Origin of the sequence: Cupriavidus sp. WS, assembly GCF_000395345.1 — a bacterium.
In the GTDB taxonomy this organism is placed as follows: Bacteria; Pseudomonadota; Gammaproteobacteria; order Burkholderiales; family Burkholderiaceae; genus Cupriavidus; species Cupriavidus basilensis_B.
In genome coordinates, this window is record NZ_AQPL01000102.1 from 57,235 (window position 1) to 81,413 (window position 24,179).

General features: G+C 68.7%; 27 protein-coding genes. 17 read left to right on the forward strand and 10 right to left on the reverse strand.

The genetic code is table 11. The annotated features are described in order from the left end of the window. Window positions 1-53: 53 nt before the first annotated feature. A complete protein-coding gene (locus tag K206_RS37925) occupies window positions 54-776 on the reverse strand; it encodes a sulfite exporter TauE/SafE family protein (RefSeq protein WP_020202310.1) in 723 nt (240 codons plus the stop codon). A 1-nt stretch (window position 777) separates the two neighbouring features. Continuing rightward, entirely contained in the window at window positions 778-1,539 is a 762-nt protein-coding gene (locus tag K206_RS0110205) for an SDR family NAD(P)-dependent oxidoreductase (RefSeq protein ID WP_020202311.1), read from the reverse strand. Between the two features lie 171 nt (window positions 1,540-1,710). Here K206_RS0110205 and K206_RS0110210 point away from each other — a divergent pair, with 171 nt between their 5' ends. From K206_RS0110210 to K206_RS0110245, 7 genes are all read left to right on the forward strand, one after another. Continuing rightward, window positions 1,711-3,261, forward strand: coding sequence for a PLP-dependent aminotransferase family protein (locus K206_RS0110210; protein ID WP_029043448.1), 1,551 nt, complete (start codon window positions 1,711-1,713; stop codon window positions 3,259-3,261). Window positions 3,262-3,543: 282 nt separating this feature from the next. Continuing rightward, a complete protein-coding gene (locus K206_RS0110220) occupies window positions 3,544-4,176 on the forward strand; it encodes an NAD(P)H-binding protein (RefSeq protein ID WP_020202314.1) in 633 nt (210 codons plus the stop codon). Between the two features lie 372 nt (window positions 4,177-4,548). Continuing rightward, window positions 4,549-4,923 carry a DUF5594 family protein gene (locus K206_RS0110225; RefSeq protein WP_020202315.1) on the forward strand — a complete coding sequence of 125 codons (375 nt, stop codon included), beginning with the start codon at window positions 4,549-4,551 and terminating at the stop codon, window positions 4,921-4,923. A gap of 71 nt (window positions 4,924-4,994) precedes the next feature. Further along, the gene (locus K206_RS0110230) at window positions 4,995-5,198 is read left to right on the forward strand and encodes a hypothetical protein (RefSeq protein ID WP_020202316.1); all 204 of its coding nucleotides are present in this window, start codon (window positions 4,995-4,997) and stop codon (window positions 5,196-5,198) included. 82 nt (window positions 5,199-5,280) lie between these two features. After that, window positions 5,281-5,496: a hypothetical protein gene (locus tag K206_RS0110235; RefSeq protein ID WP_020202317.1), complete on the forward strand. Its 216-nt coding sequence runs from the start codon at window positions 5,281-5,283 to the stop codon at window positions 5,494-5,496. 48 nt (window positions 5,497-5,544) lie between these two features. Further along, window positions 5,545-5,772, forward strand: coding sequence for a hypothetical protein (locus K206_RS0110240; protein ID WP_029043449.1), 228 nt, complete (start codon window positions 5,545-5,547; stop codon window positions 5,770-5,772). A 93-nt stretch (window positions 5,773-5,865) separates the two neighbouring features. Next, window positions 5,866-6,156, forward strand: coding sequence for a hypothetical protein (locus K206_RS0110245; protein ID WP_020202319.1), 291 nt, complete (start codon window positions 5,866-5,868; stop codon window positions 6,154-6,156). A gap of 285 nt (window positions 6,157-6,441) precedes the next feature. Here K206_RS0110245 and K206_RS0110250 read toward each other — a convergent pair whose 3' ends face one another. Together K206_RS0110250 and K206_RS0110255 are read right to left on the reverse strand one after the other, a co-directional pair. Beyond that, the gene (locus K206_RS0110250; RefSeq protein WP_020202320.1) at window positions 6,442-6,939 is read right to left on the reverse strand and encodes a hypothetical protein; all 498 of its coding nucleotides are present in this window, start codon (window positions 6,937-6,939) and stop codon (window positions 6,442-6,444) included. Then, on the reverse strand, window positions 6,936-7,526 hold the full coding sequence (locus K206_RS0110255; protein WP_020202321.1) for a TetR/AcrR family transcriptional regulator: 591 nt from the start codon (window positions 7,524-7,526) through the stop codon (window positions 6,936-6,938). Before K206_RS0110255 ends, K206_RS0110250 begins: the two co-directional genes overlap by 4 nt. A gap of 135 nt (window positions 7,527-7,661) precedes the next feature. Here K206_RS0110255 and K206_RS0110260 point away from each other — a divergent pair, with 135 nt between their 5' ends. Further along, the gene (locus K206_RS0110260; protein WP_020202322.1) at window positions 7,662-8,483 is read left to right on the forward strand and encodes an SDR family NAD(P)-dependent oxidoreductase; all 822 of its coding nucleotides are present in this window, start codon (window positions 7,662-7,664) and stop codon (window positions 8,481-8,483) included. Window positions 8,484-8,590: 107 nt separating this feature from the next. Here the strand turns inward: K206_RS0110260 and K206_RS0110265 are convergent, their stop codons facing one another. Continuing rightward, complete coding sequence (locus K206_RS0110265; protein ID WP_020202323.1) at window positions 8,591-9,478, reverse strand: LysR family transcriptional regulator; 888 nt, start codon at window positions 9,476-9,478, stop codon at window positions 8,591-8,593. Between the two features lie 136 nt (window positions 9,479-9,614). Here K206_RS0110265 and K206_RS0110270 point away from each other — a divergent pair, with 136 nt between their 5' ends. Further along, a complete protein-coding gene (locus K206_RS0110270) occupies window positions 9,615-10,022 on the forward strand; it encodes a DoxX family protein (protein ID WP_029043450.1) in 408 nt (135 codons plus the stop codon). A gap of 567 nt (window positions 10,023-10,589) precedes the next feature. Here K206_RS0110270 and K206_RS0110280 read toward each other — a convergent pair. The 4 genes from K206_RS0110280 to glpK all read right to left on the reverse strand — a co-directional run bounded on the left by K206_RS0110280 (window position 10,590) and on the right by glpK (window position 14,745). Continuing rightward, window positions 10,590-10,976 carry a hypothetical protein gene (locus K206_RS0110280; protein WP_020202326.1) on the reverse strand — a complete coding sequence of 129 codons (387 nt, stop codon included), beginning with the start codon at window positions 10,974-10,976 and terminating at the stop codon, window positions 10,590-10,592. Between the two features lie 76 nt (window positions 10,977-11,052). After that, the gene (locus tag K206_RS0110285) at window positions 11,053-11,427 is read right to left on the reverse strand and encodes an MliC family protein (protein ID WP_020202327.1); all 375 of its coding nucleotides are present in this window, start codon (window positions 11,425-11,427) and stop codon (window positions 11,053-11,055) included. 26 nt (window positions 11,428-11,453) lie between these two features. Then, window positions 11,454-13,058, reverse strand: a complete 1,605-nt coding sequence (locus K206_RS0110290) for a glycerol-3-phosphate dehydrogenase/oxidase (protein ID WP_020202328.1) — start codon at window positions 13,056-13,058, stop codon at window positions 11,454-11,456. Between the two features lie 100 nt (window positions 13,059-13,158). Further along, on the reverse strand, window positions 13,159-14,745 hold the full coding sequence (gene glpK / locus K206_RS0110295; RefSeq protein ID WP_020202329.1) for a glycerol kinase GlpK: 1,587 nt from the start codon (window positions 14,743-14,745) through the stop codon (window positions 13,159-13,161). A gap of 66 nt (window positions 14,746-14,811) precedes the next feature. Here glpK and K206_RS0110300 point away from each other — a divergent pair, with 66 nt between their 5' ends. Further along, window positions 14,812-15,666 (forward strand): NUDIX hydrolase family protein, encoded by an 855-nt coding sequence (locus K206_RS0110300; protein WP_020202330.1) that lies wholly within the window; start codon window positions 14,812-14,814, stop codon window positions 15,664-15,666. A 29-nt stretch (window positions 15,667-15,695) separates the two neighbouring features. Further along, entirely contained in the window at window positions 15,696-16,562 is an 867-nt protein-coding gene (purU, locus tag K206_RS0110305; protein WP_020202331.1) for a formyltetrahydrofolate deformylase, read from the forward strand. A gap of 73 nt (window positions 16,563-16,635) precedes the next feature. Here the strand turns inward: purU and K206_RS0110310 are convergent, their stop codons facing one another. Next, window positions 16,636-17,403: a DeoR/GlpR family DNA-binding transcription regulator gene (locus tag K206_RS0110310; protein ID WP_020202332.1), complete on the reverse strand. Its 768-nt coding sequence runs from the start codon at window positions 17,401-17,403 to the stop codon at window positions 16,636-16,638. A gap of 156 nt (window positions 17,404-17,559) precedes the next feature. On the opposite strand from K206_RS0110310, the gene K206_RS0110315 reads away from it, so the two are divergent. The 6 genes from K206_RS0110315 to K206_RS0110340 all read left to right on the forward strand — a co-directional run bounded on the left by K206_RS0110315 (window position 17,560) and on the right by K206_RS0110340 (window position 23,766). Then, window positions 17,560-18,663 (forward strand): ABC transporter ATP-binding protein, encoded by a 1,104-nt coding sequence (locus tag K206_RS0110315; RefSeq protein WP_020202333.1) that lies wholly within the window; start codon window positions 17,560-17,562, stop codon window positions 18,661-18,663. Window position 18,664: 1 nt separating this feature from the next. Further along, complete coding sequence (locus tag K206_RS0110320; protein WP_029043451.1) at window positions 18,665-19,771, forward strand: ABC transporter ATP-binding protein; 1,107 nt, start codon at window positions 18,665-18,667, stop codon at window positions 19,769-19,771. A gap of 5 nt (window positions 19,772-19,776) precedes the next feature. After that, a complete protein-coding gene (locus tag K206_RS0110325; RefSeq protein ID WP_029043452.1) occupies window positions 19,777-20,670 on the forward strand; it encodes a carbohydrate ABC transporter permease in 894 nt (297 codons plus the stop codon). Then, window positions 20,663-21,484 carry a carbohydrate ABC transporter permease gene (locus tag K206_RS0110330; protein WP_020202336.1) on the forward strand — a complete coding sequence of 274 codons (822 nt, stop codon included), beginning with the start codon at window positions 20,663-20,665 and terminating at the stop codon, window positions 21,482-21,484. The genes K206_RS0110325 and K206_RS0110330 overlap by 8 nt, the downstream gene beginning before the upstream one ends. A 124-nt stretch (window positions 21,485-21,608) precedes the next feature. After that, a complete protein-coding gene (locus K206_RS0110335; protein ID WP_020202337.1) occupies window positions 21,609-21,917 on the forward strand; it encodes a DUF2160 domain-containing protein in 309 nt (102 codons plus the stop codon). A 118-nt stretch (window positions 21,918-22,035) separates the two neighbouring features. Continuing rightward, window positions 22,036-23,766, forward strand: coding sequence for an ABC transporter substrate-binding protein (locus K206_RS0110340; protein ID WP_043366115.1), 1,731 nt, complete (start codon window positions 22,036-22,038; stop codon window positions 23,764-23,766). The last annotated feature ends 413 nt before the right edge of the window (window positions 23,767-24,179 follow it).

A 24,179-nucleotide genomic window follows, 5' to 3' on the forward strand; every position in this document is an offset into this window, starting at 1 on the left:
CGGAGGATCGATGGCTCCAGCACCGGCGCGCGCCGCGTGCACCGGATGCGCGCTCAGCCAAGCACCGAAAACGCGCCGATCGTTATCAGTGCAAGCTGCACCACGCGGGCGAACACCGCGGACGGCAGGCGCGCAAACAGTGCTTCGCCGGCGACCGCGCCGGCGCAGAAGAACGGCACCAGCAGCGCGCCGGCGCGCACCGTGGGCAGGTCCAGCCGCCCCTGCGCGAGCAGGCCGAGCGAGGCGCCGGCGAACAGCAGCATGAAGTAGGCGAGCAGGTTCGCGCGCACCGAGGCGTCGATGGTGCCCTGGCCGCTGAAGTAATAGACCACGGGCGGGCCGCCCAGCCCGCCCAGCGCGGTGAACACGCCGCTGGCAACGCCCGCCAGCCCGGTGGCGACGGCGCCGCCGCCGTGGCGGATGCGCAGCCCGAGCAGCGCCATCACACCCATGACCAGCACCAGCGTGCCGATGCCACGGCGCAGCAGGTGCGGCTCCACGCGGCCGAGGCCGAGCAGCGCCAGTTGATGCGCGCACAGCGCGATGGCGGCAAGCACCGCCACCTTGCGCCAGGCCACGCGGCGCCGGCACGCGCGGATGCCCTGCCAGGCGGTCAGGCCGTGCAGCAGCACCGTCAGCATCGCGGCCTGCGCGGGCGCGACCACCAGCGCGAACAGCGGCGTCATGATCAGCGCCGCGCCGAAGCCCGTCAGCCCCTTGGCGATGCCGGCGACGGCGGTGACCGCCGCCAGCACGGCAAAGGCGGAGGCGTCCATGTCAGCGTTGCGCGTCGGGCGCGCGCGCGATGGCGAAGTTGGCGAACGCCTGGCAGGTCGGCATCAGCTCCATCGTGTTGACGTTGACGTGCGCGGGCTGCGCCAGCACCCAGCTGACCGCGCCGGCGATGTCCTCGGCCGTCAGGGCCTGGGTGCCGGCGTAGACGCCGGCGGCGCGCTGCGCGTCGCCGTGGAAGCGCGTGAGCGAGAACTCGGTGCCGCCGCTCAGGCCGGGCTCGATCGAGGTCACGCGCACGTTGCGCCCGACCAGGTCGGCGCGCAGGTTCAGGCTGTACTGGTGCACGAACGCCTTGGTGCCGCCGTACACGTTGCCGCCGGGGTAGGGGTAGGTGCCGGCGATGGAGCCGAGGTTGACGATGGTGCCGAGATCGCGTGCCACCATGCCGGGCAGCACCGCGTGCGTGAGGTACAGCAGCCCCTTGATGTTGGTGTCGATCATGGTCTCCCAGTCCTCGAGGCTGGCCTCGTGCGCCGGGCCCGCGCCCAGCGCCAGGCCGGCGTTGTTGACCAGGGCGTCGATGGGGCCGACGGTCTCGGTGACGTAGGCCACGGCGGCGAAGACCTCCGCCTTGTAGCGCACGTCGAGCGCGAGCGGATGCAGCCTCGGGCCGCAGCGCGCGGCCAGCGCCGCGAGCTTGTCGGCGCGGCGCGCGGTGGCCACCACGGTGTGTCCGTCGCGGCACAGGCGCTCGGCGATGGCCTCGCCGAATCCGGCGGAGGCGCCGGTGATCAGCACGATCATCGCGGCACCTCCGCGCGTGCCGGACGGGATGGCGTGCCCGCGAAGGCGGGGTGATGCGGGGAAATCGGCGGCATGGGCTCACTCGGTAACGATGTGGCGCCATGTTGCCGCGCGTCCGGCTGGCATGGTTAATGCCAGTGGTGGTTTTCGATCGTACCAGTCGGGGTTGTGATGCGCAGTGCTGTCGTTCACCAGTTGATGTGGCACCAGTTGTTCCCCGCGCCCGAGCGCGAGGGGCCGACCTTGCAGAGCCAGCTGCGCACGCACCTCGTCAACGCGGTGCTCGACGGCCGCGTGACGCCGGGCACGCGGCTGCCGTCCAGCCGCGAGCTGGCCGACATGCTGGGCATTTCCCGCAATACCGTGGTGCTGGTCTATGAGCGGCTGGCCGAGGACGGCTACCTCGAGAACCGGCCGCGCAGCGGCTACTACGTGACCCATCGCTACGCCTCGCCGGCGATGGAGGCGCTGCCCCGCGACGGGGACGGCGCGCCCGCCGCGGCGCCGGGCGGCACCAGCGCAGTGCAGTGGCAGGCGCGCATGCACGGCGTGGCCGCCGACGCCAAGTGGCTGGAGAAGCCGCACGACTGGCAGCGCTACCGCTACCCGTTCCTGTACGGCCAGTTCGATCCCACGCTGTTCCCGATCGCCGACTGGCGCGAGTGCAGCCGCCACGCGCTCGACGTCGGCGCGATCCGCGGCTGGGCGCCCGACGCCATCGACAACGACGACAACTCCCTGGTCGACCAGTTGATCCGCCGCGTGCTGCCGCGGCGCGGCATCGCCGCCAAGCGCGACGAGATCCTGATGACCGTGGGCGCGCAGCAGGCCCTGTTCCTGCTGGCCGAGCTGCTGATCCGGCCGGGCACGCGCGTGGCCGTGGAGGACCCCGGCTACATGGACGCGCGCAACATCTTCCTGCGGCGCGGCGCGGTCCTTGCCGGGCTGCCGGTGGACGCCGACGGCGTGGTGCCCGACGAGGCGGCGCTGCGCGACTGCCGCTACCTGTACTGCACGCCGAGCCACCAGTGTCCCACCGGCGTGACGCTGACCACCGAGCGCCGGCTCGCGCTGCTCGACTGGACGCGCCGCTGCGACGGCGTGCTGATCGAGGACGACTACGATGCCGAGACCCAGTATGCGGGACAGCCGCTGCCGGCGATCAAGGCCATCGACCGCGACGAGCGCGTGATCTACGTCGGCAGCCTGTCCAAGACGCTCTCGCCTGGGCTGCGCATCGGCTACGTGGTCGCGCCCGCCGCCGTGATCGTGCAGCTGCGCCGGCTGCGGCGGCTGATGATCCGGCATCCGCCGGCCAACAACCAGCTCGCGGCGGCGCTGTTCATCGAGCACGGCCACTACGACCGGCTGATGCACCGCATGCGCGAGGCCCTGGCCACGCGCGCGGCCACGCTGTGCGACGCGGTCCGGCAGCACCTGGGCGACATGCGCTTCGCCGCGCCGCCCGGCGGCTCCGCGCTGTGGGGCATGCTGCCCGGGCACGTCGACACCGGCCAGCTCAGGCGCACCGCGATGGCGCACGGCATCCTGATCGAATCGGGCGAGCCGTTCTATCTCGCCGACGCGCCGCCATGCAACAGCCTGCGGCTCGGCTTCTCGTCGATTCCGCTCGAGCGGATCGAGCCCGGCATCCGCGAACTCGCGCGGCTGGTGTCGCCGCAGGGCCGCGTGCGCGAGATCGGGCTGCGCGGGGCGGCATGACGCCGGCGCGCTGCATCGATGCCATACGGCCTGCTTCGTGCGGAGGCGCCGATAGTTGATGCAGATGGAATGGAGTTGAAAGGATGCGATGAATGATCTTTTTCCCGGCGCAGGGCATCATGTCCGCCTTCATCCAACCACTCATGAGGCACATGCCGTGGCCACAGCCAGGAATGCAGGCATGGCGCCGCTCGTCCGCGGCGGTCTTGCCGTTTCGCCGGAGCGCGGTCCGGGCGTGACGGCAACAGGCGGGCGGGCCGCGGCTGCCGGGCGCGGCGCGCGATGAAGGTACTGATCCTGGGGGCGACCGGGCTGGTCGGCCGGAACGCGCTGCGGCAGGCGCTGGAGCACGGCAGCATCGAAACGGTCATCGCGCCGACGCGCCGTGCCTTGCCAGCCCATCCCAAGCTGGACAATCCGGTCTCGTCCGATCTGCAGGCGCTGTTGCCGGAAATGGCGCGGCGGCCGGTGGACGCGGTGATCTGCGCGATGGGCACGACGATCGGCAAGGCCGGCTCGAAGGCGGCATTCCGGCATGTCGACTACGTGCTGCCGGTGGCCTTCGCGAAACTGGCCCGCCAGCAGGGGGCCGGCGCCTTCGCGCTGGTTTCCTCCCCGGGCGCGTCGCTGTCCATACCGCTGTTCTATTGCCGGACCAAGGGCGAGGTCGAGAGAGACATCCGGGCGATCGGCTTCGAATCGCTCACGATCGTGCGCCCGGGCATGATCGGCGGCGAGCGCGACGAGTTTCGCCTCGCCGAGCGCATGATATTCCCGCTCGCGGCGCTGCTTCGCCCGGTGCTGCCGCGGGGCCTGCGCATCAATCCCGCGGCCAATATCGCCAGGGCGCTCGTGGCTGCGGTCGCCGCTGCGCTGCCCGGCGAGCGCATGATCACGTCGCGGGACCTGTCGTGACCGCGCCGCGCGGCCGGCGACCATGAAAAAAGCACCTTCGCGAAGGTGCTTTTTTCTTGGCCCGGCCGATATGTCGATGCGCCATGCGGGTCGATGCGCCATGCGGGCCGATGCGCCAGGCGGGAAAAAGGGATCCGAACCGGGTCGGCAAACGCACCAGGATCCGGTTCGGACGTGCAGGCCTAATCGGCCCGCTCGGCCTTGCTGCCTTGCTGGCGAGCGTGGCCATTCTCCGACCTACCTTCGCTTTGCTACGGCGTGTCTCAGTCGGCAGACCTTCAGTATAGGACGGCGGTGGCGCGGGTCAACCGGAGTTTGGGCGGGCGCGCCCACGTGCTACGATCCCGCTGAAAACCGGGAAGAGACAAACACGTGAGTCATGAGAATGCCGCGGCACGCTTCGATGCCGAGTTCGCCCCCCGTATCGCCGAGACGATCGCCGGCCTGTTCAGGCACCGCATCCACGCCGAGCTCGACGGCGGCCAGAGCCCCGCGCGGCTGCACGTCTACGGCGAGCCGTTCGAAGGGGTGCGGCGCTTCGCCCATCCGCTCAATATCTACCTGTCGTGGGACAGCCTCGAGGTGGAGGCGCTGTTCGCCACCGGCGGCGAGGAGAAGTTCGCGCTGTACCTGGCCGCGCTGCCCGGCAAGCTGCATGCGTGGCAGGCGCCGCGGCAGATCGATCTCGGCACGCGCTCCCAGGCCGAGGAGACCGTGCTGCTGGGCGGTCTCGATTTCGAGCATTGAGCGCGCCGCGCGCGCGGCCACCGGCGGGCGCTCGTGCTACAGTTGCCGGATGCGTTCTCCGGAGGAGCATCATGTCCAAGGATTCCACGCCGCATCTGCAGGCCATCGTCCAGACCGCGCCGCAGGCCGGCCGCTATGTATGGGTGATCACGCTGGTCGACTTCGATGCGCGTCTGGTCAAGCGCAATATCGTCTCCGACGATACTTTCACCACTTCGGACGCCGCGCGCGTGGCTGGCGACGCCCAGCTCAAGGCGATGGCGGAAGACCGATAGCGGCCGTCCGCGGTACGGGCAATCGTGCCCGCACCGGTCGCGCCGGCCGCCCTGGCCACGCGCACCGGGCGCGGGAGCAACGATGACGCTTTGCGATGCGTGCGCGCAGATCCGGCCCGGTTCGACCGGCGGCACCGGACACCCGCGGCTGCTGCTGACGGACACGCAGCGCATCAAGCCGCGCGGAGAGCCCGCGATCACCTTCGCCACCTACACCTGCGCGGACTGCGGCTGCCGCTGGCGCCACGAGAGCGACAAGAACGGCAAGGGGCCGGGCTGGTCCATCGAGCCCGCCTGAGTGGCCTGCCGGCCATGCTACGATCCGGACAACGCATCGGAGGCGAAGATGGCAAAGCACGTGTTCACACGCAGCCAGTACCTGGCAATCCTCAACGAGAGCCTGAAGAGCGATCCGCGCTGGCGGCCCGGCATGGCCTTCGTGTTCCTGCCGCCCGGCGCCGATGCCGCGGGCGCGAGCGGGGTGGGCTGCACCGGACCCGATGCCGCGCTGCCCGTGTATGCCGAGATCGAGCGCGTGGCGGCGGAGCTGATCGAGGTGCGCGGCGAGGCATAGCGCTGCCCGCGGCGTTTCCCGCGGCTGCCGTCCGGTCCCGCCGGCGCCGAGGTGCGTACAATACCGCCCCAGACCGACTCTAGCGAACCTGCCGTGAAAAAGACCGACCTCGAAAAGAACAAAGGGCTGAAGCTTGCCAACAGCCTGAAGCACAGTGCCGCCGTCCGGGCCGCGCGCGAAGGCACCCAGCCGAAGGTCGACCGCCGCGAGCAGCGCCGCCTCGACCAGGAACTCGGCCTGGTGCCGTTCGCCTGCAAGCTCGACGGCGAACTGGTCAAGCGCCTGCAGGCGCTGGCGGTGGCGCATCCGGACGGCATGAGCGGACTGCTGAAGGAAGCGCTGGAGCGCGGCCTGCCCGCGCCGGGCGCTTCGGCCGAGGCCTGAACTGCTGCGCCGCGCGGCCACGCGGCCGGCACGTGTGATGGATCGAACGCGCTGGCCACCGGCCCGCCCGCAATGAAAAACGCCCGCTGCATTTCAGCGGGCGTTTTTCATTGGTCGATGCGGCACAACCCCGGGGTGCGGGGCCATCGGCCTGACGGCAGCAATCCCTGGCCGGGCAGCGCGGGCAGCGTCGTCCTTGCGCGCGACTTGCCGGCGACGCCGCGCGAGCCGACGCGGGCCGCGAGGGACATTGCCGCCGCAACCGGATTGCCCGGCTTCCGGGCGTTACCGCGAAACCGCCTGGATCTCCTGGTGATAGCCGCTCGCGCGGCTGCGGTTCAACGAGTCGTATCCCGTAAGCAGGACAAGGACGAGCGCCATGCCAAGGCCGACGCCGGTCAGGATGGGCGTCTCACGGACATGCCCGGCCAATGCGAGGATGATGCCAGCGAGTGCGATGAGCATTTCACCGTAGATCACCCTGCGCAGACTCTCGATGGTGCCCGTCAGGTGGGCGCTTTCCTGCACAAGAAACTGTGAAGGATCGGTGCCCAGCAGGGCGGAGAACCTGGCGTGATTGCTGCCCAGGCCCGCAAAGTACGCTCCGCTTGCCAGCAGAACGAGTCCTCCCGCGATCAGAAGCGACCATCCCATGCCGTAGAGCATGCCGACCGATGTTCTCGCCAGGTATGCGCCGGATCCCACCGCAGCCAGTGACAAACCGAAGCAGATCGCCGCGCCAACGCGCTCGGAGCCGTAGTAACCATCGACAAGGTCGATCATCTCTTTCCTCCCTGGGCATCGCTTGACTTCAACGCGGCCGTGACCGTTTCGATGAGTGCGGCAATCATCCTGCGCATTTCCTTGCCGTCCTTGGCGACATCCTTGAATCCTTTCATGCCGAAGACGATGACGCGGGCCAGTTCGGGCGCCTTTACCTTCAATCCGGAGAGTTCGACGGACGTCCCCAGCATGTCGGCCAGGAGTTCCTCGAAGGCGAAATAGCTCTCAAGCACCGGGGGGAAGCCGATGTCGAACATGTCCTTGGCGTCGGGATTGGCCAGGACCATCTCGAAGCCCTCCGCGCCCCAGCTCTCGCACGCAAAGCGCAGCTTTGCCTCAAGACCCGAGCGTTTCCCCAGCCCGGTCTTGATGTCCTCGAACTTGGCTGTGACCATCGTTTCGATGACGGCCCGGAAGACGCTCTCCTTGTCGGGAAAGGACAGGTAGAGATTGGGGCGCGAGAGTCCGGCCGACTTGGCTATGTCGGCCATCGTCGTGCGCGCGTAGCCATAGCGAAGGAACACGTCGATCGCGGCCTGAATGACCTGCCGGGTACGCGTGGGGTCTGTCGGGGCGGTTCTTTTCATGGAGGAGGACTCAGGATCAATGGCTGGATTCTGACATATTGACAAGTAATGTCAATATAGTAAACTGACATTTGGACCGAAAATGTCATCATGTTCGATGGCGCGGTCAACCCTGACCCAACCAAGGAGTTACCCATGTCAGCGTCGAAAGTCTGGTTCATCTCAGGAGCTTCCCGCGGTTTTGGCCGTATCTGGACGGAGGGCGCGCTGCGGCGCGGAGACCGGGTGGCAGCAACCGCGCGCGACGCCAACGCGCTCGCGGACCTCAAGGAAAGGTTTGGCGACGCCTTGTTGACCTTGACGATGGATGTCACGCGTCAGCAGGAAGTCGTCGCCGCCGTCAACAAGGCGCATCAACACTTCGGAAAGATCGACCTCGTGATCAGCAATGCGGGCAATGGGTTGATGGGCGCGGTTGAAGAGACCGCTCTCGATGAAGCGAGGGCGAACTTCGAAACCAATGTCCTGGGGACGCTGGCCGTCATTCAGGCGGCCTTGCCGTTGCTTCGTGCTCAAAAGCACGGACACATCCTGCTCGTCACCAGTGTCGGCGGGCTGATCACATTCCCGCTGGGCGGCATCTACCAGGCGACGAAATTCGCCGTCGAGGGCCTGGGCCAAACGCTGGCCCAGGAAGTCGCGGAATTCGGCATCAAGGTCACGATGATCGAGCCCGGCCCGTTCAACACCGAGTTCATGAGCCAGTCTTCGATGAAGCAGGCCAGGCCCATGCCTGAATATGACGCCATGCGGGTGCAGCTCGCGGCAACCCTTACCCCGGCCATGTTCGGCGATCCGTCGGCGACGGTTGAAGCACTGTTCAAGGTCGCCGACGCGGAGGATCCGCCGCTGCATTTCATCATGGGCGGTCTGACGCCGCTGGTACGCCAATGCTATGCGGCGCGGCTGGATGGCTGGACGAAATGGGAGACAGTCTCCGCCGCCGCGCAGGGCTGAAATCCGCTTTGCCCGGATAACGCGCCGGCGGAGACGCTGGCGCGGGCGAGCCCGTCGGCATCCCATCGACGAAAGCGCAGCGCGCGCGGGTGCCCGTTGGCATGCTCCTACCCATTATTTGGCTCCAGGCGCTCGCGCCAGCCCCGGATCTGCTGCGCCACGTGATCCATGAATGCTCGGATCCGGCCGGAGTGCCGCAGATGCGGGTGCGTCAGCAGCCACAGGCTGGGCGAAAGCCGCCGGGGCGGAAATTCCAGCAATTCCAGGCCCGTGCCGTGCGCCATGAAGCAGGGCAGTGCGGTCGCTCCGGTTCCGTTTTCGGCAAGCCGGCGCAGCGCCACGAATGAATCGGCAGTGGCGGCGACGGCGGCATTGCCGATACGCTCGCGCAGCCATGTGCCGATCGGCCCTTGCGCGAGATGGCCGTCGGGCAGCAGCCACGCCTGGCCGGCGGGTTCATGGCCGCGTGCCCGGATAGAGGCCGGCGCGGCATACAAGCCCCAGTCCATGCGCGCCAAAGGCTTGCCGACCCAGGCGGGCGGCGGCTCGTGCGTGGGGCGCAAGGCCACGTCGGCCTCGCGCCGGTCCAGATCCAGCCGGGCATTCGTGATGCGCATTTCCACCGTGATTGCCGGGAACCGTTCGTGGAAGGCACGCAGGATGTCCGGCAGGATGCCGTCGGCGAGGGAATCCGTTGTGGTGAAGCGTACCGGGCCGGCCAATCCCGCGGCCTGTCCTTCCACCTCGCGCCGGGCCCCGGTGAGGGCGCGTTCGAATGCCTCGCCGATGTCGATGAAACGCTGGCCCGCGTCCGTGGGGACGTAGCCGGTTTGCAGGCGGTCGAAGAGCGCCGTGCCGACCTCCTGTTCGAGCACGTGCAGGCGTCGCAGCACGGTGGCGTGCGATACCCCCAGCGCGCGCGCCGCGCCCGCCGCCGATCCGCCGCGCGCCATGGCCAGCAGGTGGCGCAGATCATTCCAGTCGAGGTCTTTCATGGGGAGTCGCCGCGCTGGGCAGGACTTGCCGGGTGGCTGTTCATTTTTGTGTGGTCGATGTCCAAGTATAGCTATTTTCGAACATATTGGGACGGTTCACTATGACGGCATCTTCTTCATCAAGGTGCCATTCATCATGTTGGACAACAAAACAGCCCCATACGGGACGCTATTGCTCCGCCTCCTGCTTGGCGCGTCTTTCCTGGCCCACGTCAGCGTGAAGCTATTCGTCTTCACGGTGCCTGGTTTCGTCGGCTATTTCGGCTCGCTGGGATTGCCGCCGCTGATGGCCTATCTGGCGATCGCGCTGGAGCTGCTGGGCGGCCTGGCGCTGATCTTCGGCGTCTATGCGCGCTGGGTGGCCGTACCACTGGTGTTCGAACTGCTGGGCACCATTGCCGTGGTGCATGGCAAGCTCGGCTGGGAGTTCAACAACAAGGGCGGCGGCTGGGAGTATCCCGCGTTCTGGGCGACCGCCCTGGTCGCCTTCATCTTGCTGGGCGATGGCCGCTGCGCTCTGCGTCCGTCGCGCCGGGTGCGCTGAACGCGCAGGCCGAAGGCTAAACGGTCGATGCGGCGACGTTGCTCCCGCGCCTGCCGGGGGTGTCCGTTGGTCCGTTGCGGAGGCTCGGGGATTCGGGAAAGGGACGATCACCACCGAGGCTTGATCGCCAAAACGGCAAGCCCACTGGCAAAAAGCGCAGCCCGCGGGCTGCGCTTTCGTTTTCAGGGTCTGGCTGCTTCATGTCGCGGCAGGCCGCGCGCGCCGGCGCGCGATCAGTGCACGAACAGCCAGATCAGCAGCAGCACGAAGGCCGGGACACCGAGCAGCCAGGCGAGAACGTAGGGCATGATTTCCTTCCTTTTTCGCTGTTTCCACGACTCCACTGTAGGGGGCGGGTCCCGCGGGCGGTGTCCGGCGGTTTCCCCTTGCCATGTAGGAGGGGGCTGACTTGCCGGGAGGCGGGGAAATCCGGGGCGGCGGAAGGCGGCGGAAGGCGGCCGGAGGGGAATGGCGGGGGATGGCGGCGGGCGTGGCGCCGGCAACGGCGGCCGGAAAGCCGTCATTGCCGGTCGAGGCAGGCGCTCGCCGGCGGCGAGGCCCGGTCCTTCAGTCCTCTTCGTCTTCCTCGGATTCGAGGAAATCGCGGCGCAGCAGCCAGTTCGTGATGGCTTCGTCGCAGACCTTCTTGAGCTTGTTCTTGTCCGGCAGGCTGTCGAACAGCTCGAAGTTCACCAGCGCCAGGCCGGCGTCGGTGATGTAGAACAGGCGGCCGGGCTCGTCGTAATGCACGATGCGCCCGTCGATGCCGTTTTCCTCGCTGTCGGCCGGCATGTCTTCCAGTTCCACCACCCGGCAGGTGAAGCGCGGGCTGCGGGTATGGGTCAGATATTCAAACTCGTCATGCATCACCTCGCCGCCCTTGGGCGTGAAGATGGCGAAACCCCAGATGAAGCGGGGCATCGGCAGATCGGACAGATCGTCAATCTCGTCCATGGTGTTCTCCCTGATTCGATAAGCCGCATTATCGCTCAGCGGGAGCCCCGGCGACCAATGTCGTGCGGCGGGAGGCTTATTTCACCGCCTTGCAGTTGGCGTAGGCGGGCGGCGCGTCGTCGCCCCGGGTGAGGTCCTGGAGCCGGCCTTCGTCGCCCTTGGTGATCCATTGGTGGATGCCGTGCGCGTAGCGCGCGCCGGAGCCGGTCAGCACGCTGACGAACAGCAGCGGCGGCTTGCCGTCGAGGCGCAGGATGGCGATCTGGTTGTCCGCGCCGTTGAAATAGCGGGCAGTGAGCTGCCTGCCCTCGTCGCAGCGGTAGCGCACCGTGCGCGGGGCATCGAAGCGCACGCCGTCGATGCCGGGCCGGGCCTGCGCCGGAAGCGCCGCCAGGCCGAGCGTGCAGGCCAGGGCGGCGGCGAGGCAATGCTTTGGAAAGCGCGGCGGCATGGCGGCTCCTGGCTGGCGTGCGGGCATCACGACAGCATATAACCGCTGGCCAGCGAACGGAAGCTCTCCACCTCGGCGGCCTGCCAGGCGGCGTCGTGGCCGTGCTCCTCGGCCAGGATCTGCGCCACGCGCGGCGCGGCGGCGCTGGCGGCGCCGGCTTCGAGGAACAGCGCGCGGTTGCGCCGCGCCAGCACGTCTTCCACGCGCCGCGCCAGCTCGAAGCGCGCGGCGAAGCGCACGTGGGCGGCGCTCAGGCCGGAGCCGGGCACGAGGATCTCGTCCGTGCCGGGCAGCGCGCGCAGCATGGCGAGCTCGTTGCCGTAGTAGCGGTCGGGCGAGCCGGTGCCGGCCGCGGGCAGGTCGGCGGGCAGGCCCCGCGCGCCGTGCAGCGGCAGGTCGGCGGTCACGCACGGCGCGGCCGGCAGCATCTTGCGCTCGATGGCGGTGCCGATCACGTCCTGCGCCATGCGCCGGTAGGTGGTCCACTTGCCGCCGGTGACGGTGATCAGGCCGCCCCGGGACACCAGGATGGTGTGCTCGCGCGAGAGCGAGGCGGTGGAGGCCTCGCCGGTGGCCTTGACCAGCGGGCGCAGGCCGGCCCACACGCTGGTCACGTCGGCGCGCGTGGGCGTGCGCGACAGGTAGCGCGCCGCGGTTTCCAGGATGAAGTCGACGTCGTCGGCGCCCGCGCGCGGCTCCAGCGGCAGGTCCTTGCGCGGCGTGTCGGTGGTGCCGACGATGGTGTGGCCGTTCCACGGCACCACGAACAGCACGCGGCCGTCGTCGGTCTTGGGGATCAGGATGGCGCGCTCGCCCGGCAGGAAGCTGCGCGGCAGCGTCAGGTGCACGCCCTGGCTCGGCGCCACCATGCCGCGCGCCTGGCCGTCCTCCATCTGGCGGATGGCGTCCACCCACACGCCGGTGGCATTGATCACGCAGCCGGCCTCGAGCGCGAAGCTGGCGCCGCCGAGCACGTCCTGCACGGTGACGCCGGCGATCACGCCGTTCTTCTGCGACAGGCCGGTCACGCGCATGTAGTTGACGGCGGTGCCGCCCACGTCGAACAGCGTGCGCATCAGCGCGATGGCCAGGCGGGCATCGTCGAACTGGCCGTCGAAGTACAGGTTGCCGCCGCGCAGCGGGCGCCCGCCCACGTGCTCGGCTAGCGTGGGCGCGGCGGCCAGCGTCTCGCGGTGGTTGAGCCAGCGGCTGCCGGACAGGTTGAGGCCGCCGGCCAGCAGGTCGTAGACCTTGAGGCCGATGCCGTAGAAGGGCTGGTCGAACAACTGGTAGGCCGGCACCACGAAGCCCAGCGGCCACACCAGGTGCGGCGCGTTGCGCGCCAGCAGCCCGCGCTCGTGCAGCGCCTCGCGCACCAGGCTGATGTTGCCCTGCGCCAGGTAGCGCACGCCGCCGTGGACCAGCTTGGTGGCCTTGCTCGAGGTGCCCTTGGCGAAGTCGGCGGCTTCTACCAGCAGCGTGCGGTAGCCGCGCGAGGCGGCATCCACCGCGGTGCCCAGGCCGGTGGCGCCGCCGCCGATGACGATCACGTCCCACCTGGGTTCGCGCTCGAGCGTGGCGAGCAGCGCGGCGCGGTCGGGCGGCAGGGCGGGGGAGGACAGTGTCTGCATGATTCCTTGTCTGATGCGGTTGCCTGGGGCGGTTGCCTGGGGCGGTTCGGCCCGGTGTGGCGATGTGGCGATGTGGCTCTGGGCTGTCCGGGCGGGCCGGTCAGCCGGCGGCGTGCGGCGGCGCGCCGTCCTCGCGCGCCCAGTCGCGCGCGCGCTCCACCGCGCGGTGCCAGCGCCACAGGCGGTAGGCGCGCGCGTCGGCGGACAGGTTGGGTTCGAAGCGGTGCTCCACCTGCCACTGGCTGGCGATTTCTTCCTCGCCGCTCCAGTAGCCGGTGGCCAGCCCGGCCAGGTAGGCGGCGCCCAGCGCCGTGGTCTCGGTCACGCGCGGGCGCACCACCACCGTGCCGAGCAGGTCGGCCTGCATCTGCATCAGCAGGTCGCTGCGCGAGGCGCCGCCGTCCACGCGCAGCTCGGCCAGCGCGATGCCGGCGTCCTTCTGCATGGCGTCCAGCACGTCCACGCTCTGCAGCGCGATCGACTCCAGCGCCGCGCGCGCGATGTGCGGGCGGCCGGTGCCGCGCGTGATGCCCACCAGCGTGCCGCGCGCGAACGGGTCCCAGTGCGGCGCGCCGAGGCCGGCGAAGGCCGGCACCAGCACCACGCCATCGGTATCCTCGCACTGGCGCGCGAGCGGCTCCGCCTCGGGCGCGCTGTTGATGATCCGCAGGCCGTCGCGCAGCCACTGGATGGTGGCGCCGCCCATGAACACGCCGCCTTCGAGGCAGTATTGCGTGCGCGCGGCGGCGGGCGCGGCGCCGCCGAGCTGCCAGCCGATGGTGGTGAGCAGCCGGTTGTGCGAGGCGACCGGCTGCGCGCCGGTGTTCATCAGCAGGAAGCAGCCGGTGCCGTAGGTGTTCTTGGCCATGCCCGGCGACAGGCAGGCCTGGCCGTAGGTGGCGGCCTGCTGGTCGCCGGCGATGCCGGCGATCGGGATCTCCGCGCCGAACCAGCGCGCCGCCGTGCGCGCCACCTCGCCGCTGGACGGCGCCACCTCGGGCAGCAGGCTGCGCGGGATGTCGAGCACGCCGAGCAGGGCATCGTCCCAGACGAACGTGTGGATGTTGAACAGCAGCGTGCGCGAGGCGTTGGAGACGTCGGTGACGTGGCGCCTGCCGTCGGTGAGCTGCCAGATCAGCCAGCTGTCCACGGTGCCGAAGGCGAGCTCGCCGCGCGCGGCGCGTTCGCGCGCGCCTTCGATGTTGTCCAGCATCCAGCGCAGCTTGGTGCCGGAGAAATAGGCGTCGATGATGAGCCCGGTGCGCGCGCGGAACAGCTCGCCGTGGCCCTCGGCCTGCAGCGCCTCGCACAGCGGCGCGGTGCGGCGGTCCTGCCAGACCAGCGCGCGCCCGACCGGCTCGCCGGTCTTGCGGTCCCACAGCACGGTGGTCTCGCGCTGGTTGGTGATGCCGATGGCCTGCACCTGGCTGGCGGCCACGCCGGCGTCGCCGAGCACTTCGTGCGCCACCGCCAGCTGCGACTGCCAGATCTCGTAGGGATCGTGCTCGACGTGGCCGGGGTGCGGGTAATATTGCCGGAATTCGCGCTGGGCGACCCGCACCACGTTGCCGGCGTGATCGAACAGGATGGCGCGCGAGCTGCTGGTGCCCTGGTCCAGCGCGAGCACGTAGCGGGGCTGGCCGGGCGACTGGCCGCGGGGCTGGCCCGTGGGCTGGGTTTGCGTCATGCCTTTTTTCCTGGATTTCCTGGATGCCATGCGACGGGCGCGCCATCGTGGCGGCCCGCAATATTCATGTCCGATACTTCGTTTCTCTCCCGCATCGCCGCGTCGCTGGCGGCGCGCAGCCGCTTCGACGCCGGGGCCCACTTCAAGCTGACCGTGGACGGCCGGCAGGTCGGCTGGCTGCCGCGCGCGCATGCGCGCATCCTGCGCGCGCAGGATGCGGTGCCCGCGGTGCTGGCCAATGAGGTGGCCGGCACGGTGGCGCTGCTCCCGGGCCGCGCGGAGCCCGCCGCGCGCAGCGAGGCGCTGGCCACGCTGGCGCGCTGGCTGGCGGAGGCCGGCCACGTGCGCGGCTGGCGCGATGAGCTGTTCGCGGTCACGCCGGCGCTGGAGGCGCCCGCGTTCGCGGTGATCGAGCGCGCCGCGGCGCGTTTCCTCGGCCTGCTGACCTTCGCCTCGCACATGAACGGCGTGATCGCCGGCGAGCGCGCGCTGTGGATCTCGCGGCGCAGCGCCGCCAAGGCGGTCGACCCCGGCATGTGGGACAACCTGGTGGCCGGCGGCATGCCCGCCGGCAGCGATCCGCTCGCCACGCTGGTGCGCGAGTGCGACGAGGAGTCCGGCATCCCGCCCGCGCTGGCGCGGCGCGCCGAGGCGCACGGCGTGATCGAGGTGCTGCGCGAAATCCCCGAAGGCGTGCAGTGGGAGGCGGTGTACGTGTACGACCTGCCGCTGCCGGCGGACTTCACGCCGCACAACCGCGACGGCGAGGTGGCCGAGCACCGCCGTATCGAGCCCGAGGCATTGCTTGCTATCATGGCGGATGGCGCCATGACCGTCGACGCGACGCTGGTGACGCTGGATACGCTCGCGCGGCGCGGCTGGAGCCCCGCCGCGGGCGAGGCCGGCACCCGCAGCGCATGATCGGCGCGCACTCGACAGAACCACACACGATGAGCAATACCGGATTCATTCTCACCATTTCCTGCCCGGACCAGCCGGGCATCGTCCATGCCGTCTCGGGCCTGCTGTTCCAGCACGGTTGCAACATCGTCGACTCCGACCAGTTCGGCGATGAATTCACCGGCCGCTTCTTCATGCGCGTGCATTTCACGCCGAGCGCGGGCGGTCCCGACCTGGCCGCGCTCAAGGCCGCGTTCGCCCCGATTGGCGACCAGTTCGGCATGCAGTGGGAATTGTTCGACGCCAGCGTCAAGCCGCGCGTGATGATCATGGTGTCGAAGATCGGCCATTGCCTCAACGACCTGCTGTTCCGCGCCAAGGCCAGCGGCCTGCCGGTGGAGATCGCCGCCATCGTGTCGAACCACCGCGACTTCTACCAGCTCGCCGCGTCCTACGACATCCCGTTCTTCCACCTGCCGCTGATGAACAGCTCCGCCGAGCAGAAGGCCGCGCAGGAAGCCAAGGTGTTCGAGGTGGTGCGCGAGCAGAACATCGACCTGGTGGTGCTGGCGCGCTACATGCAGGTGCTCAGCGACGACCTGTGCCGCAAGCTGGCCGGGCGCGCCATCAACATCCACCATTCGTTCCTGCCCAGCTTCAAGGGCGCCAAGCCGTACTACCAGGCGCACGACCGCGGCGTGAAGCTGATCGGCGCCACCGCGCACTACGTCACGGCGGACCTCGACGAAGGCCCGATCATCGAGCAGGAGATCGAGCGCGTGGACCACAGCATGGCCCCCGAGCAGCTCACCGCGGTGGGCCGCGACGTGGAATGCGTGGCGCTGGCGCGCGCGGTCAAATGGCACGCCGAGCACCGCATCCTCATCAACGGCCACAAGACCATCGTTTTCAAGTAAGCCCGCTCGCGCATGGCCGGCGCGTCCCGCGCCCGGCCCGCGCGCATGGCGCGCGCGCCGCAGGGCGCCGCGTTCAGTCCCGGGCGACCACACAGCTCACTCCGCTGTCTTCCAGCATCTGCCCGAACGGCGGCTTGAGCGGCTCGTCGGTAAACAGCCGGTCGATCTCCGACAGGTGCGCCAGCTCCACCATCGCCTGGCGGTTGAACTTGCTGGCGTCGGCCGCCAGCCAGATCTCGCGCGAATGCTCGATGATGGTCCGCGCCACCTTCACTTCGCGGAAATCGTAGTCGCGCAGCGTGCCGTCGGCCTCGATGCCCGAGATGCCGATCAGGCCGATGTCCACCTTGAACTGGCGGATGAACTCCACCGTGGCCTCGCCCACGATGCCGCGGTCGCGCGAGCGCAGCACGCCGCCGGCCACGATGACCTCGCAGTCGGGGTTGTCGGCCAGGATGCTGGCCACGTTCAGGTTGTTGGTGATCACGCGCAGGCCGCGGTGGTGGATCAGCTCGCGCGCGATCTCCTCCACCGTGGTGCCGATGTTCAGGATCAGCGAGCAGCCCTCCGGCACCGCGCCGGCCACCGCGCGCGCGATGCGCGCCTTGCCCTCGGCGTTGAGCACCTGCCGCTGCCGGTAGGCGATGTTCTCCACGGTCGACCCCTCCACCCGCACGCCGCCGTGAAAGCGCGCCAGCATGCCGTTGCCGGCCAGCAGGTTGACGTCGCGGCGGACCGTCTGCAGGGTCACGCCGAACTTGCGGGCGAGTTCGTCGATGGAGGCGAAGCCCTGGCTGCGTACCTCTTCGAGCAGGGCGGTCTGGCGTGGATTCAAGGTCATGCCGGCATTCTAGTTCAAACACAAACGAAAACAAATGATGCGGTGCATGATTGTTTTATGTTCGTTTTTGCACTAAAACGAGCGGAAAGCAAAAGTTTGTGCGTCCGCATCATCGCTGTTCATGTGATGCGGTGAGCATACGAATCCGGAGACCCGATGCAGCTCAGATTGGAAGGCATCGCCCAGCACGCAGGTTCGCAGGCGTATCTGTATCCCATGTCGCTGGCGCCCGTGCCGGGCGCCGTGACCATCCTGCTGGGCGCCACGCAGGCCGGCAAGACCTCGCTGATGCGGGTCATGGCGGGGCTGGACCGGCCCAGCGCCGGGCGCGTGGAGGTGGACGGCGCGGACGTGACCGGCGTGCCGGTGCGCGAGCGCAACGTGTCGATGGTCTACCAGCAGTTCATCAACTATCCCTCGCTGAGCGTCTTCGACAATATCGCCTCGCCGCTCAGGCTGCGCCGCGCGAAGGACATCGGCGCCCAGGTGCGGGCGCTGGCGGCGCGGCTGCACATCGACCACCTGCTCGATCGCCTGCCGGCCGAGCTGTCGGGCGGGCAGCAGCAGCGCGTGGCGCTGGCGCGCGCGCTGGCCAAGGGCGCGCCGCTGATGCTGCTCGACGAGCCGCTGGTGAACCTGGACTACAAGCTGCGCGAGGAATTGCGCGAGGAGCTCACGCAACTGTTCGCGCATGGCGACGCCACCGTGATCTACGCCACCACCGAGCCCGGCGAGGCGCTGCTGCTGGGCGGCCACACCGCCGTGCTGGACGCGGGCGAGCTGCTGCAATACGGCCCCACGCCGGACGTCTTCCACTATCCCGACTCACTGCGCGTGGCGCGCGCGTTCAGCGATCCGCCGATGAACCTGATGGCCGGCGACCTGCGCGGCGGGATCGTGACCCTGCCGGGCGGCATCGCCGTGCCGCTGCCGGCGGCCGCGGCCCACGCCGGCCCGGTGACGGTGGGCGTGCGCGCCGGCGCGCTGCGGCTGGACGCCGCGCCCGGCATGGTGCCGGTGGCGGGCACGGTGGCGCTGGCCGAGCTGTCGGGCTCGGACACCTTCGTGCACATGGACTCGCCGGTCGGCAACCTGGTGGCGCAGTTCCCGGGCGTGGTCGACCTGCAGCTGGGCGCGCCGCTCACGCTGCAGCTCGACCCGGCGCAACTGTATCTGTTCGACGCGGCCGGCAAGCGCATCCATGCGCCGGCGCGGCCGCAGCGCGCGGCGGCGCCGCTGGCCGCGGGGCGGGGAGCCTGACATGGCGCGCATCGACCTCGACCTGTCCCATTCCTACCGCCCGGACCCGCAGTCCGACGAAGACTACGCGCTGCTGCCGCTGAAGTTCACCTTCGAGGACGGTGGCGCGTACGCGCTGCTGGGGCCGTCCGGCTGCGGCAAGACCACGCTGCTCAACTGCATCTCCGGCCTGCTGCGGCCGTCGCACGGCACCATCGTGTTCGACGGGCGCGACGTGACCGCGGCCACGCCGCAGGCGCGCAACATCGCCCAGGTGTTCCAGTTCCCGGTGATCTACGACACCATGACGGTGGGCGAGAACCTCGCCTTCCCGCTGCGCAACCGCGGCGTGGCGCCGGCCCAGGTCAGGCAGCGCGTGGGCCGCGTGGCCGAGATGCTGGACCTGTCCGCGTCGCTGGACCGGCGCGCCAGCGGGCTGGCCGCTGACGCCAAGCAGAAGATCTCGCTGGGCCGCGGGCTGGTGCGGCAGGACGTCTCGGCGATCCTGTTCGACGAGCCGCTCACGGTGATCGACCCGCACCTCAAATGGCAGCTGCGGCGCAAGCTCAAGGAGATCCACCACGAGTTCCGCCTCACGCTGATCTACGTCACGCACGACCAGACCGAGGCGCTCACCTTCGCCGAGCAGGTGCTGGTGATGTCGCGCGGCAAGGCGGTGCAGGTGGGCTCGGCCGACGCGCTGTTCGAGCGGCCCGCGCATACCTTCGTCGGCAACTTCATCGGCTCGCCCGGCATGAATTTCCTGGACGCGCAGTGGCGCGACGGCGCCATCGAGATCGCCGGGCGGCGCTACATGCCCGAGCTGGCCGCGCCGGCGGCCGTCGCGCTGGGGGCCGCCGGCGGCTTCAAGGTGGGGGTGCGCCCGGAATACCTGCGGCTGGCCGCCGGCAACGACCCGCAGGCGCTGCCGGCGCGCGTGGAGCGCGCGCAGGACATCGGCACCTACTGGCTGGTCACGGCCACCGTGCAGGACGCCGGCGGCGCGCCCGCGCTGGTGCGCGCGCGGCTCGGCAACGAGGCCGCCGGGCTGGCGCCGGGCCAGACCGTGTGGCTGTCGGTGTTCAACCGCCATACCTGTTATTACGTCAACGAGGAGCTGGTGGCATGAGCACGCTGAAGCCCGTCAACCAGAAGGCCTGGCTGCTGGTGATCCCGGTGGTGCTGTGCGTGGCGTTCTCCGCCATCCTGCCGCTGATGACCATCGTCAACTATTCGGTGCAGGACATCATCTCGCCCGAGCGGCGCGTGTTCGTCGGCACCGAGTGGTTCCGCACCGTGCTGCGCGACGGCGAGCTGCACGACGCGCTGCTGCGCCAGCTCGGCTTTTCGCTCGCGGTGCTGGCGGTGGAGATCCCGCTGGGCATCCTGCTGGCGCTGTCGATGCCGGCGAAGGGGTGGAAGGCCTCGGCGGTGCTGGTGGTGATCGCGCTGTCGCTGCTGATCCCGTGGAACGTGGTGGGCACCATCTGGCAGATCTTCGGGCGCACCGACATCGGCCTGCTCGGCGCCGCGCTCGCCGGACTGGGCTTCGACTACAACTACACCGGCAGCGCGGTCGACGCCTGGGTCACGGTGCTGGTGATGGACGTGTGGCACTGGACGCCGCTGGTGGCGCTGCTGTGCTACGCCGGCCTGCGCGCGATTCCCGACGCCTACTACCAGGCCGCGCAGATCGACGGCGCCTCGCGCCTGGCGGTGTTCCGCTACATCCAGCTGCCCAAGCTGCGCGGCGTGCTGATGATCGCGGTGCTGCTGCGCTTCATGGACAGCTTCATGATCTACACCGAGCCGTTCGTGCTGACCGGCGGCGGGCCCGGCAACGCCACCACCTTCCTGTCGCAGTACCTGACGCAGAAGGCCGTGGGCCAGTTCGACCTGGGCCCGGCGGCGGCGTTCTCGATCGTCTATTTCCTCATCATCCTGCTCATGTGCTTCGTCCTCTACAACTGGATGCAGCGCGCGGGTACCGCCGGTAGCGCCGGCAGCGAGGACATGCCCCATGCGTGACGCCCAGCGGCGCGCGGCCTATGGCCGCGCCATCTTCCTCGTGGCCTACCTGGTGTTCGCCGTGCTGCCGATCTACTGGATGCTGAACATGTCGTTCAAGTCCAACGAGGAGATCGTCTCCACGCTGTCGCTGTGGCCGAACGACTTCACGCTGGACCACTACAAGACCATCTTCACCGATGCGTCGTGGTACTCCGGCTATGTCAACTCGATGATCTACGTGGCCATGAACACCGTGATCTCGATCACGGTGGCGCTGCCCGCGGCGTATGCGTTCTCGCGCTACCGCTTCATCGGCGACAAGCACGTGTTCTTCTGGCTGCTGACCAACCGCATGACGCCGCCGGCGGTGTTCCTGCTGCCGTTCTTCCAGCTCTACACCACCATCGGCCTGATGGACACGCACCTGGGCGTGGCGCTCGCGCACCTGGTGTTCAACGTGCCGCTGGCGGTGTGGATCCTGGAAGGCTTCATGTCCGGCGTGCCGCGCGAGATCGACGAGACCGCGTACGTGGACGGCTATTCGTTCCCGCGCTTCTTCCTGACCATCTTCCTGCCGCTGATCAAGGCGGGTGTCGGCGTGGCGGCGTTCTTCTGCTTCATGTTCAGCTGGGTGGAGCTGCTGCTGGCGCGCACGCTGACCTCGGTCAACGCCAAGCCCATCGTCGCCACCATGACGCGCACGGTGTCGGCCTCGGGCATGGACTGGGGCGTGCTGGCCGCGGCGGGCGTGCTGACCATCGTGCCGGGCGGCATCGTGATCTGGTTCGTGCGGCACTACATCGCGAAGGGCTTCGCGATGGGGCGCGTTTAAGACGTCGTTTCAAAAAGATCCTGGCGTCGTTGCGCGGCCTTGTCGTACCGGTTGTACTGCCCACGGCCGCGCGCCTGGCCAGGACCGCTTCGCTTCATTTTGAAACGACCTCCAAGGAGAGGCAATGCTGAGCTGGATGGTGTGGACCACCCCGGTGGCCGTGTTCTTCGTCTGCGTGGTGCTGATGCTGATCGGCATGACCGTGTGGGAGACGCGCGCGCCCACGCTCGAGCGCAAGGGTTTCCTGCCGATCGCCACCACGCGCGGCGACCGCCTGTTCATCGGCCTGATGTGCGCCGCGTGGATCAACCTGGCGTGGGTGGGGCTGGGCGAGAAGATGATGGCGTGGTTCTCGCTGGCCGAGGAACCCTCGATCTGGATCAGCTTCGTGGCGTCGATGCTGGTGCTGGCCCTGGTGATGCGCAAGGGCTGAGAAAGCATAAGGCGACGGCAATCTCGTCGATGGGCATGGCGGCCTGTACCTTCCCGGGCCGCAGCCCAGACAAAGAGCAGGGAGGGGGATTCTCGAGGAGACGTTCATGAAGGTGCACGTGAAACTGGGCATGACGGCCCTGGCCTGCGCGGCTGCGCTGGCCTGTGGCCACGCCGCATGGGCAGGCGAGGCCGAGGCGAAGAAGTGGGTCGACGGCGAGTTCCAGCCGTCGTCGCTGTCCAAGGACAAGCAGCTCGCCGAAATGAAGTGGTTCATCGACGCCGCGGCCAAGCTCAAGGCCAAGGGCATCACGCAGGTCAACGTGGTCTCGGAGACCATCACCACCCACGAGTACGAGTCCAAGACGCTGGCCAAGGCCTTCGAGGAAATCACCGGCATCAAGGTCAACCACGACATCATCCAGGAAGGCGACGTGGTGGAGAAGCTGCAGACCTCGATGCAGTCCGGCAAGTCCATCTACGACGGCTGGATCTCCGACTCCGACCTGATCGGCACGCACTACCGCTACGGCGCCATCTTGCCGCTGACCGACTACATGGCCGGCGCCGGCAAGGAATGGACCAATCCCGGCCTGGACGTGAAGGATTTCATCGGCACCAAGTTCACCACCGCGCCCGACGGCAAGCTCTACCAGCTGCCCGACCAGCAGTTCGCCAACCTGTACTGGTTCCGCGCCGACTGGTTCGCGCGCAAGGACCTGCAGGACAAGTTCAAGGCCAAGTACGGCTACGACCTCGGCGTGCCCACCAACTGGTCGGCCTACGAGGACATCGCCAGCTTCTTCTCCAACGACGTCAAGGAGCTCGACGGCAAGAAGGTCTACGGCCACATGGACTACGGCAAGAAGGACCCGTCGCTGGGCTGGCGCTTCACCGATGCGTGGCTGTCGATGGCCGGCGCCGCCGACAAGGGCCTGCCCAACGGCATGCCGGTGGACGAATGGGGCATCCGCGTGGGCGCGGACAAGTGCACGCCCGAAGGCGCCTCGGTGTCGCGCGGCGGCGCCACCAACAGCCCGGCCGCGGTCTACGCGCTCACCAAGTACATCGACTGGATGAAGAAGTACGCGCCGCCGCAGGCGATGGGCATGACCTTCTCCGAGGCCGGGCCGGTGCCGGCGCAGGGGCAGGTGGCGCAGCAGATCTTCTGGTACACGGCCTTCACCGCCGACATGACCAAGAAGGGCCTGCCGGTGGTCAACGCCGACGGCACGCCCAAGTGGCGCATGGCGCCGTCGCCCTACGGCCCGTACTGGAAGCAGGGCATGCAGAATGGCTACCAGGACGTGGGCTCGTGGACCTTCTTCAAGAACACCGATCCCAACCGGCTCGCGGCGGCGTGGCTGTACGCGCAGTTCGTGACCTCGAAGACGGTCTCGCTGAAGAAGTCGCTCACCGGCCTGACCTTCATCCGCGACAGCGACATCCACCACGAATACCTGACCAAGAACGCGGCGCAGTACGGCGGCCTGATCGAGTTCTACCGCAGCCCGGCCCGCGTGGCCTGGACGCCGACCGGCACCAACGTGCCGGATTACCCGAAGCTGGCCCAGCTCTGGTGGAAGAACGTGGCCACCGCCGTGACCGGCGAGAAGACACCGCAGTCCGCGATGGACAACCTCGCCGAGGAAATGGACCAGGTCATGGCGCGGCTGCAGCGCGCCGGCATGAGCAACTGCGCGCCCAAGCTGAACGCCAAGAGCGATCCGGCCAAGTGGCTGTCGGACGACCACGCGCCGTGGAAGAAGCTGGCCAACGAAAAGCCGAAGGGCGAGACCATCGCCTACGACAAGCTGCTGCAGGCCTGGAAGGAGGGCAGGGTGCGCTGAGCGCGTGCAGGGCGTGTCTCGCACCCGATTGCCGGGCACGTCCCGCCGCGCAGCCCATTCCCGCGTTGCCCGGGGGTTTGCTCCCCTCTCCCACTTGTGGGAGAGAGGAGACCACAGGCGGCAAGCCGGCTTCATCGGCAGCCCGAACGCAACCGTTTCTCGGTTGTTTTCTGCGATCCCGGCGCCAGCACAGCCGGCACCCCCATCGAGTGCAGCAATACCGACATCCAGACCTCCTCAACGATTTTTCGGAAAATTCCTTGACTATCTATCTACCAGTAGATAATATTCGGGTCATGGAAGCCGCTGCTCCGCCCCAGCCAGAACGCTGAAGCAGGAAAGAGGATCCAGCGCAGTACCCGGGGACTCCCCGTTTTTTTTGCCCAAGCCATCTATCTACTAGTAGATAACAG

Bases quoted from the DNA above. Each gene is read 5' to 3' on its own strand.
- K206_RS37925 (WP_020202310.1), bottom strand. From the start codon at position 776: ATGGACGCCTCCGCCTTTGCCGTGCTGGCGGCGGTCACCGCCGTCGCC.
- K206_RS0110205 (WP_020202311.1), bottom strand. From the start codon at position 1,539: ATGATCGTGCTGATCACCGGCGCCTCCGCCGGATTCGGCGAGGCCATC.
- K206_RS0110210 (WP_029043448.1), top strand. From the start codon at position 1,711: ATGCGCAGTGCTGTCGTTCACCAGTTGATGTGGCACCAGTTGTTCCCC.
- K206_RS0110220 (WP_020202314.1), top strand. From the start codon at position 3,544: ATGAAGGTACTGATCCTGGGGGCGACCGGGCTGGTCGGCCGGAACGCG.
- K206_RS0110230 (WP_020202316.1), top strand. From the start codon at position 4,995: ATGTCCAAGGATTCCACGCCGCATCTGCAGGCCATCGTCCAGACCGCG.
- K206_RS0110235 (WP_020202317.1), top strand. From the start codon at position 5,281: ATGACGCTTTGCGATGCGTGCGCGCAGATCCGGCCCGGTTCGACCGGC.
- K206_RS0110240 (WP_029043449.1), top strand. From the start codon at position 5,545: ATGGCAAAGCACGTGTTCACACGCAGCCAGTACCTGGCAATCCTCAAC.
- K206_RS0110250 (WP_020202320.1), bottom strand. From the start codon at position 6,939: ATGATCGACCTTGTCGATGGTTACTACGGCTCCGAGCGCGTTGGCGCG.
- K206_RS0110255 (WP_020202321.1), bottom strand. From the start codon at position 7,526: ATGAAAAGAACCGCCCCGACAGACCCCACGCGTACCCGGCAGGTCATT.
- K206_RS0110260 (WP_020202322.1), top strand. From the start codon at position 7,662: ATGTCAGCGTCGAAAGTCTGGTTCATCTCAGGAGCTTCCCGCGGTTTT.
- K206_RS0110265 (WP_020202323.1), bottom strand. From the start codon at position 9,478: ATGAAAGACCTCGACTGGAATGATCTGCGCCACCTGCTGGCCATGGCG.
- K206_RS0110270 (WP_029043450.1), top strand. From the start codon at position 9,615: ATGTTGGACAACAAAACAGCCCCATACGGGACGCTATTGCTCCGCCTC.
- K206_RS0110280 (WP_020202326.1), bottom strand. From the start codon at position 10,976: ATGGACGAGATTGACGATCTGTCCGATCTGCCGATGCCCCGCTTCATC.
- K206_RS0110285 (WP_020202327.1), bottom strand. From the start codon at position 11,427: ATGCCGCCGCGCTTTCCAAAGCATTGCCTCGCCGCCGCCCTGGCCTGC.
- K206_RS0110290 (WP_020202328.1), bottom strand. From the start codon at position 13,058: ATGCAGACACTGTCCTCCCCCGCCCTGCCGCCCGACCGCGCCGCGCTG.
- glpK (WP_020202329.1), bottom strand. From the start codon at position 14,745: ATGACGCAAACCCAGCCCACGGGCCAGCCCCGCGGCCAGTCGCCCGGC.
- K206_RS0110300 (WP_020202330.1), top strand. From the start codon at position 14,812: ATGTCCGATACTTCGTTTCTCTCCCGCATCGCCGCGTCGCTGGCGGCG.
- purU (WP_020202331.1), top strand. From the start codon at position 15,696: ATGAGCAATACCGGATTCATTCTCACCATTTCCTGCCCGGACCAGCCG.
- K206_RS0110310 (WP_020202332.1), bottom strand. From the start codon at position 17,403: ATGACCTTGAATCCACGCCAGACCGCCCTGCTCGAAGAGGTACGCAGC.
- K206_RS0110315 (WP_020202333.1), top strand. From the start codon at position 17,560: ATGCAGCTCAGATTGGAAGGCATCGCCCAGCACGCAGGTTCGCAGGCG.
- K206_RS0110320 (WP_029043451.1), top strand. From the start codon at position 18,665: ATGGCGCGCATCGACCTCGACCTGTCCCATTCCTACCGCCCGGACCCG.
- K206_RS0110330 (WP_020202336.1), top strand. From the start codon at position 20,663: ATGCGTGACGCCCAGCGGCGCGCGGCCTATGGCCGCGCCATCTTCCTC.
- K206_RS0110335 (WP_020202337.1), top strand. From the start codon at position 21,609: ATGCTGAGCTGGATGGTGTGGACCACCCCGGTGGCCGTGTTCTTCGTC.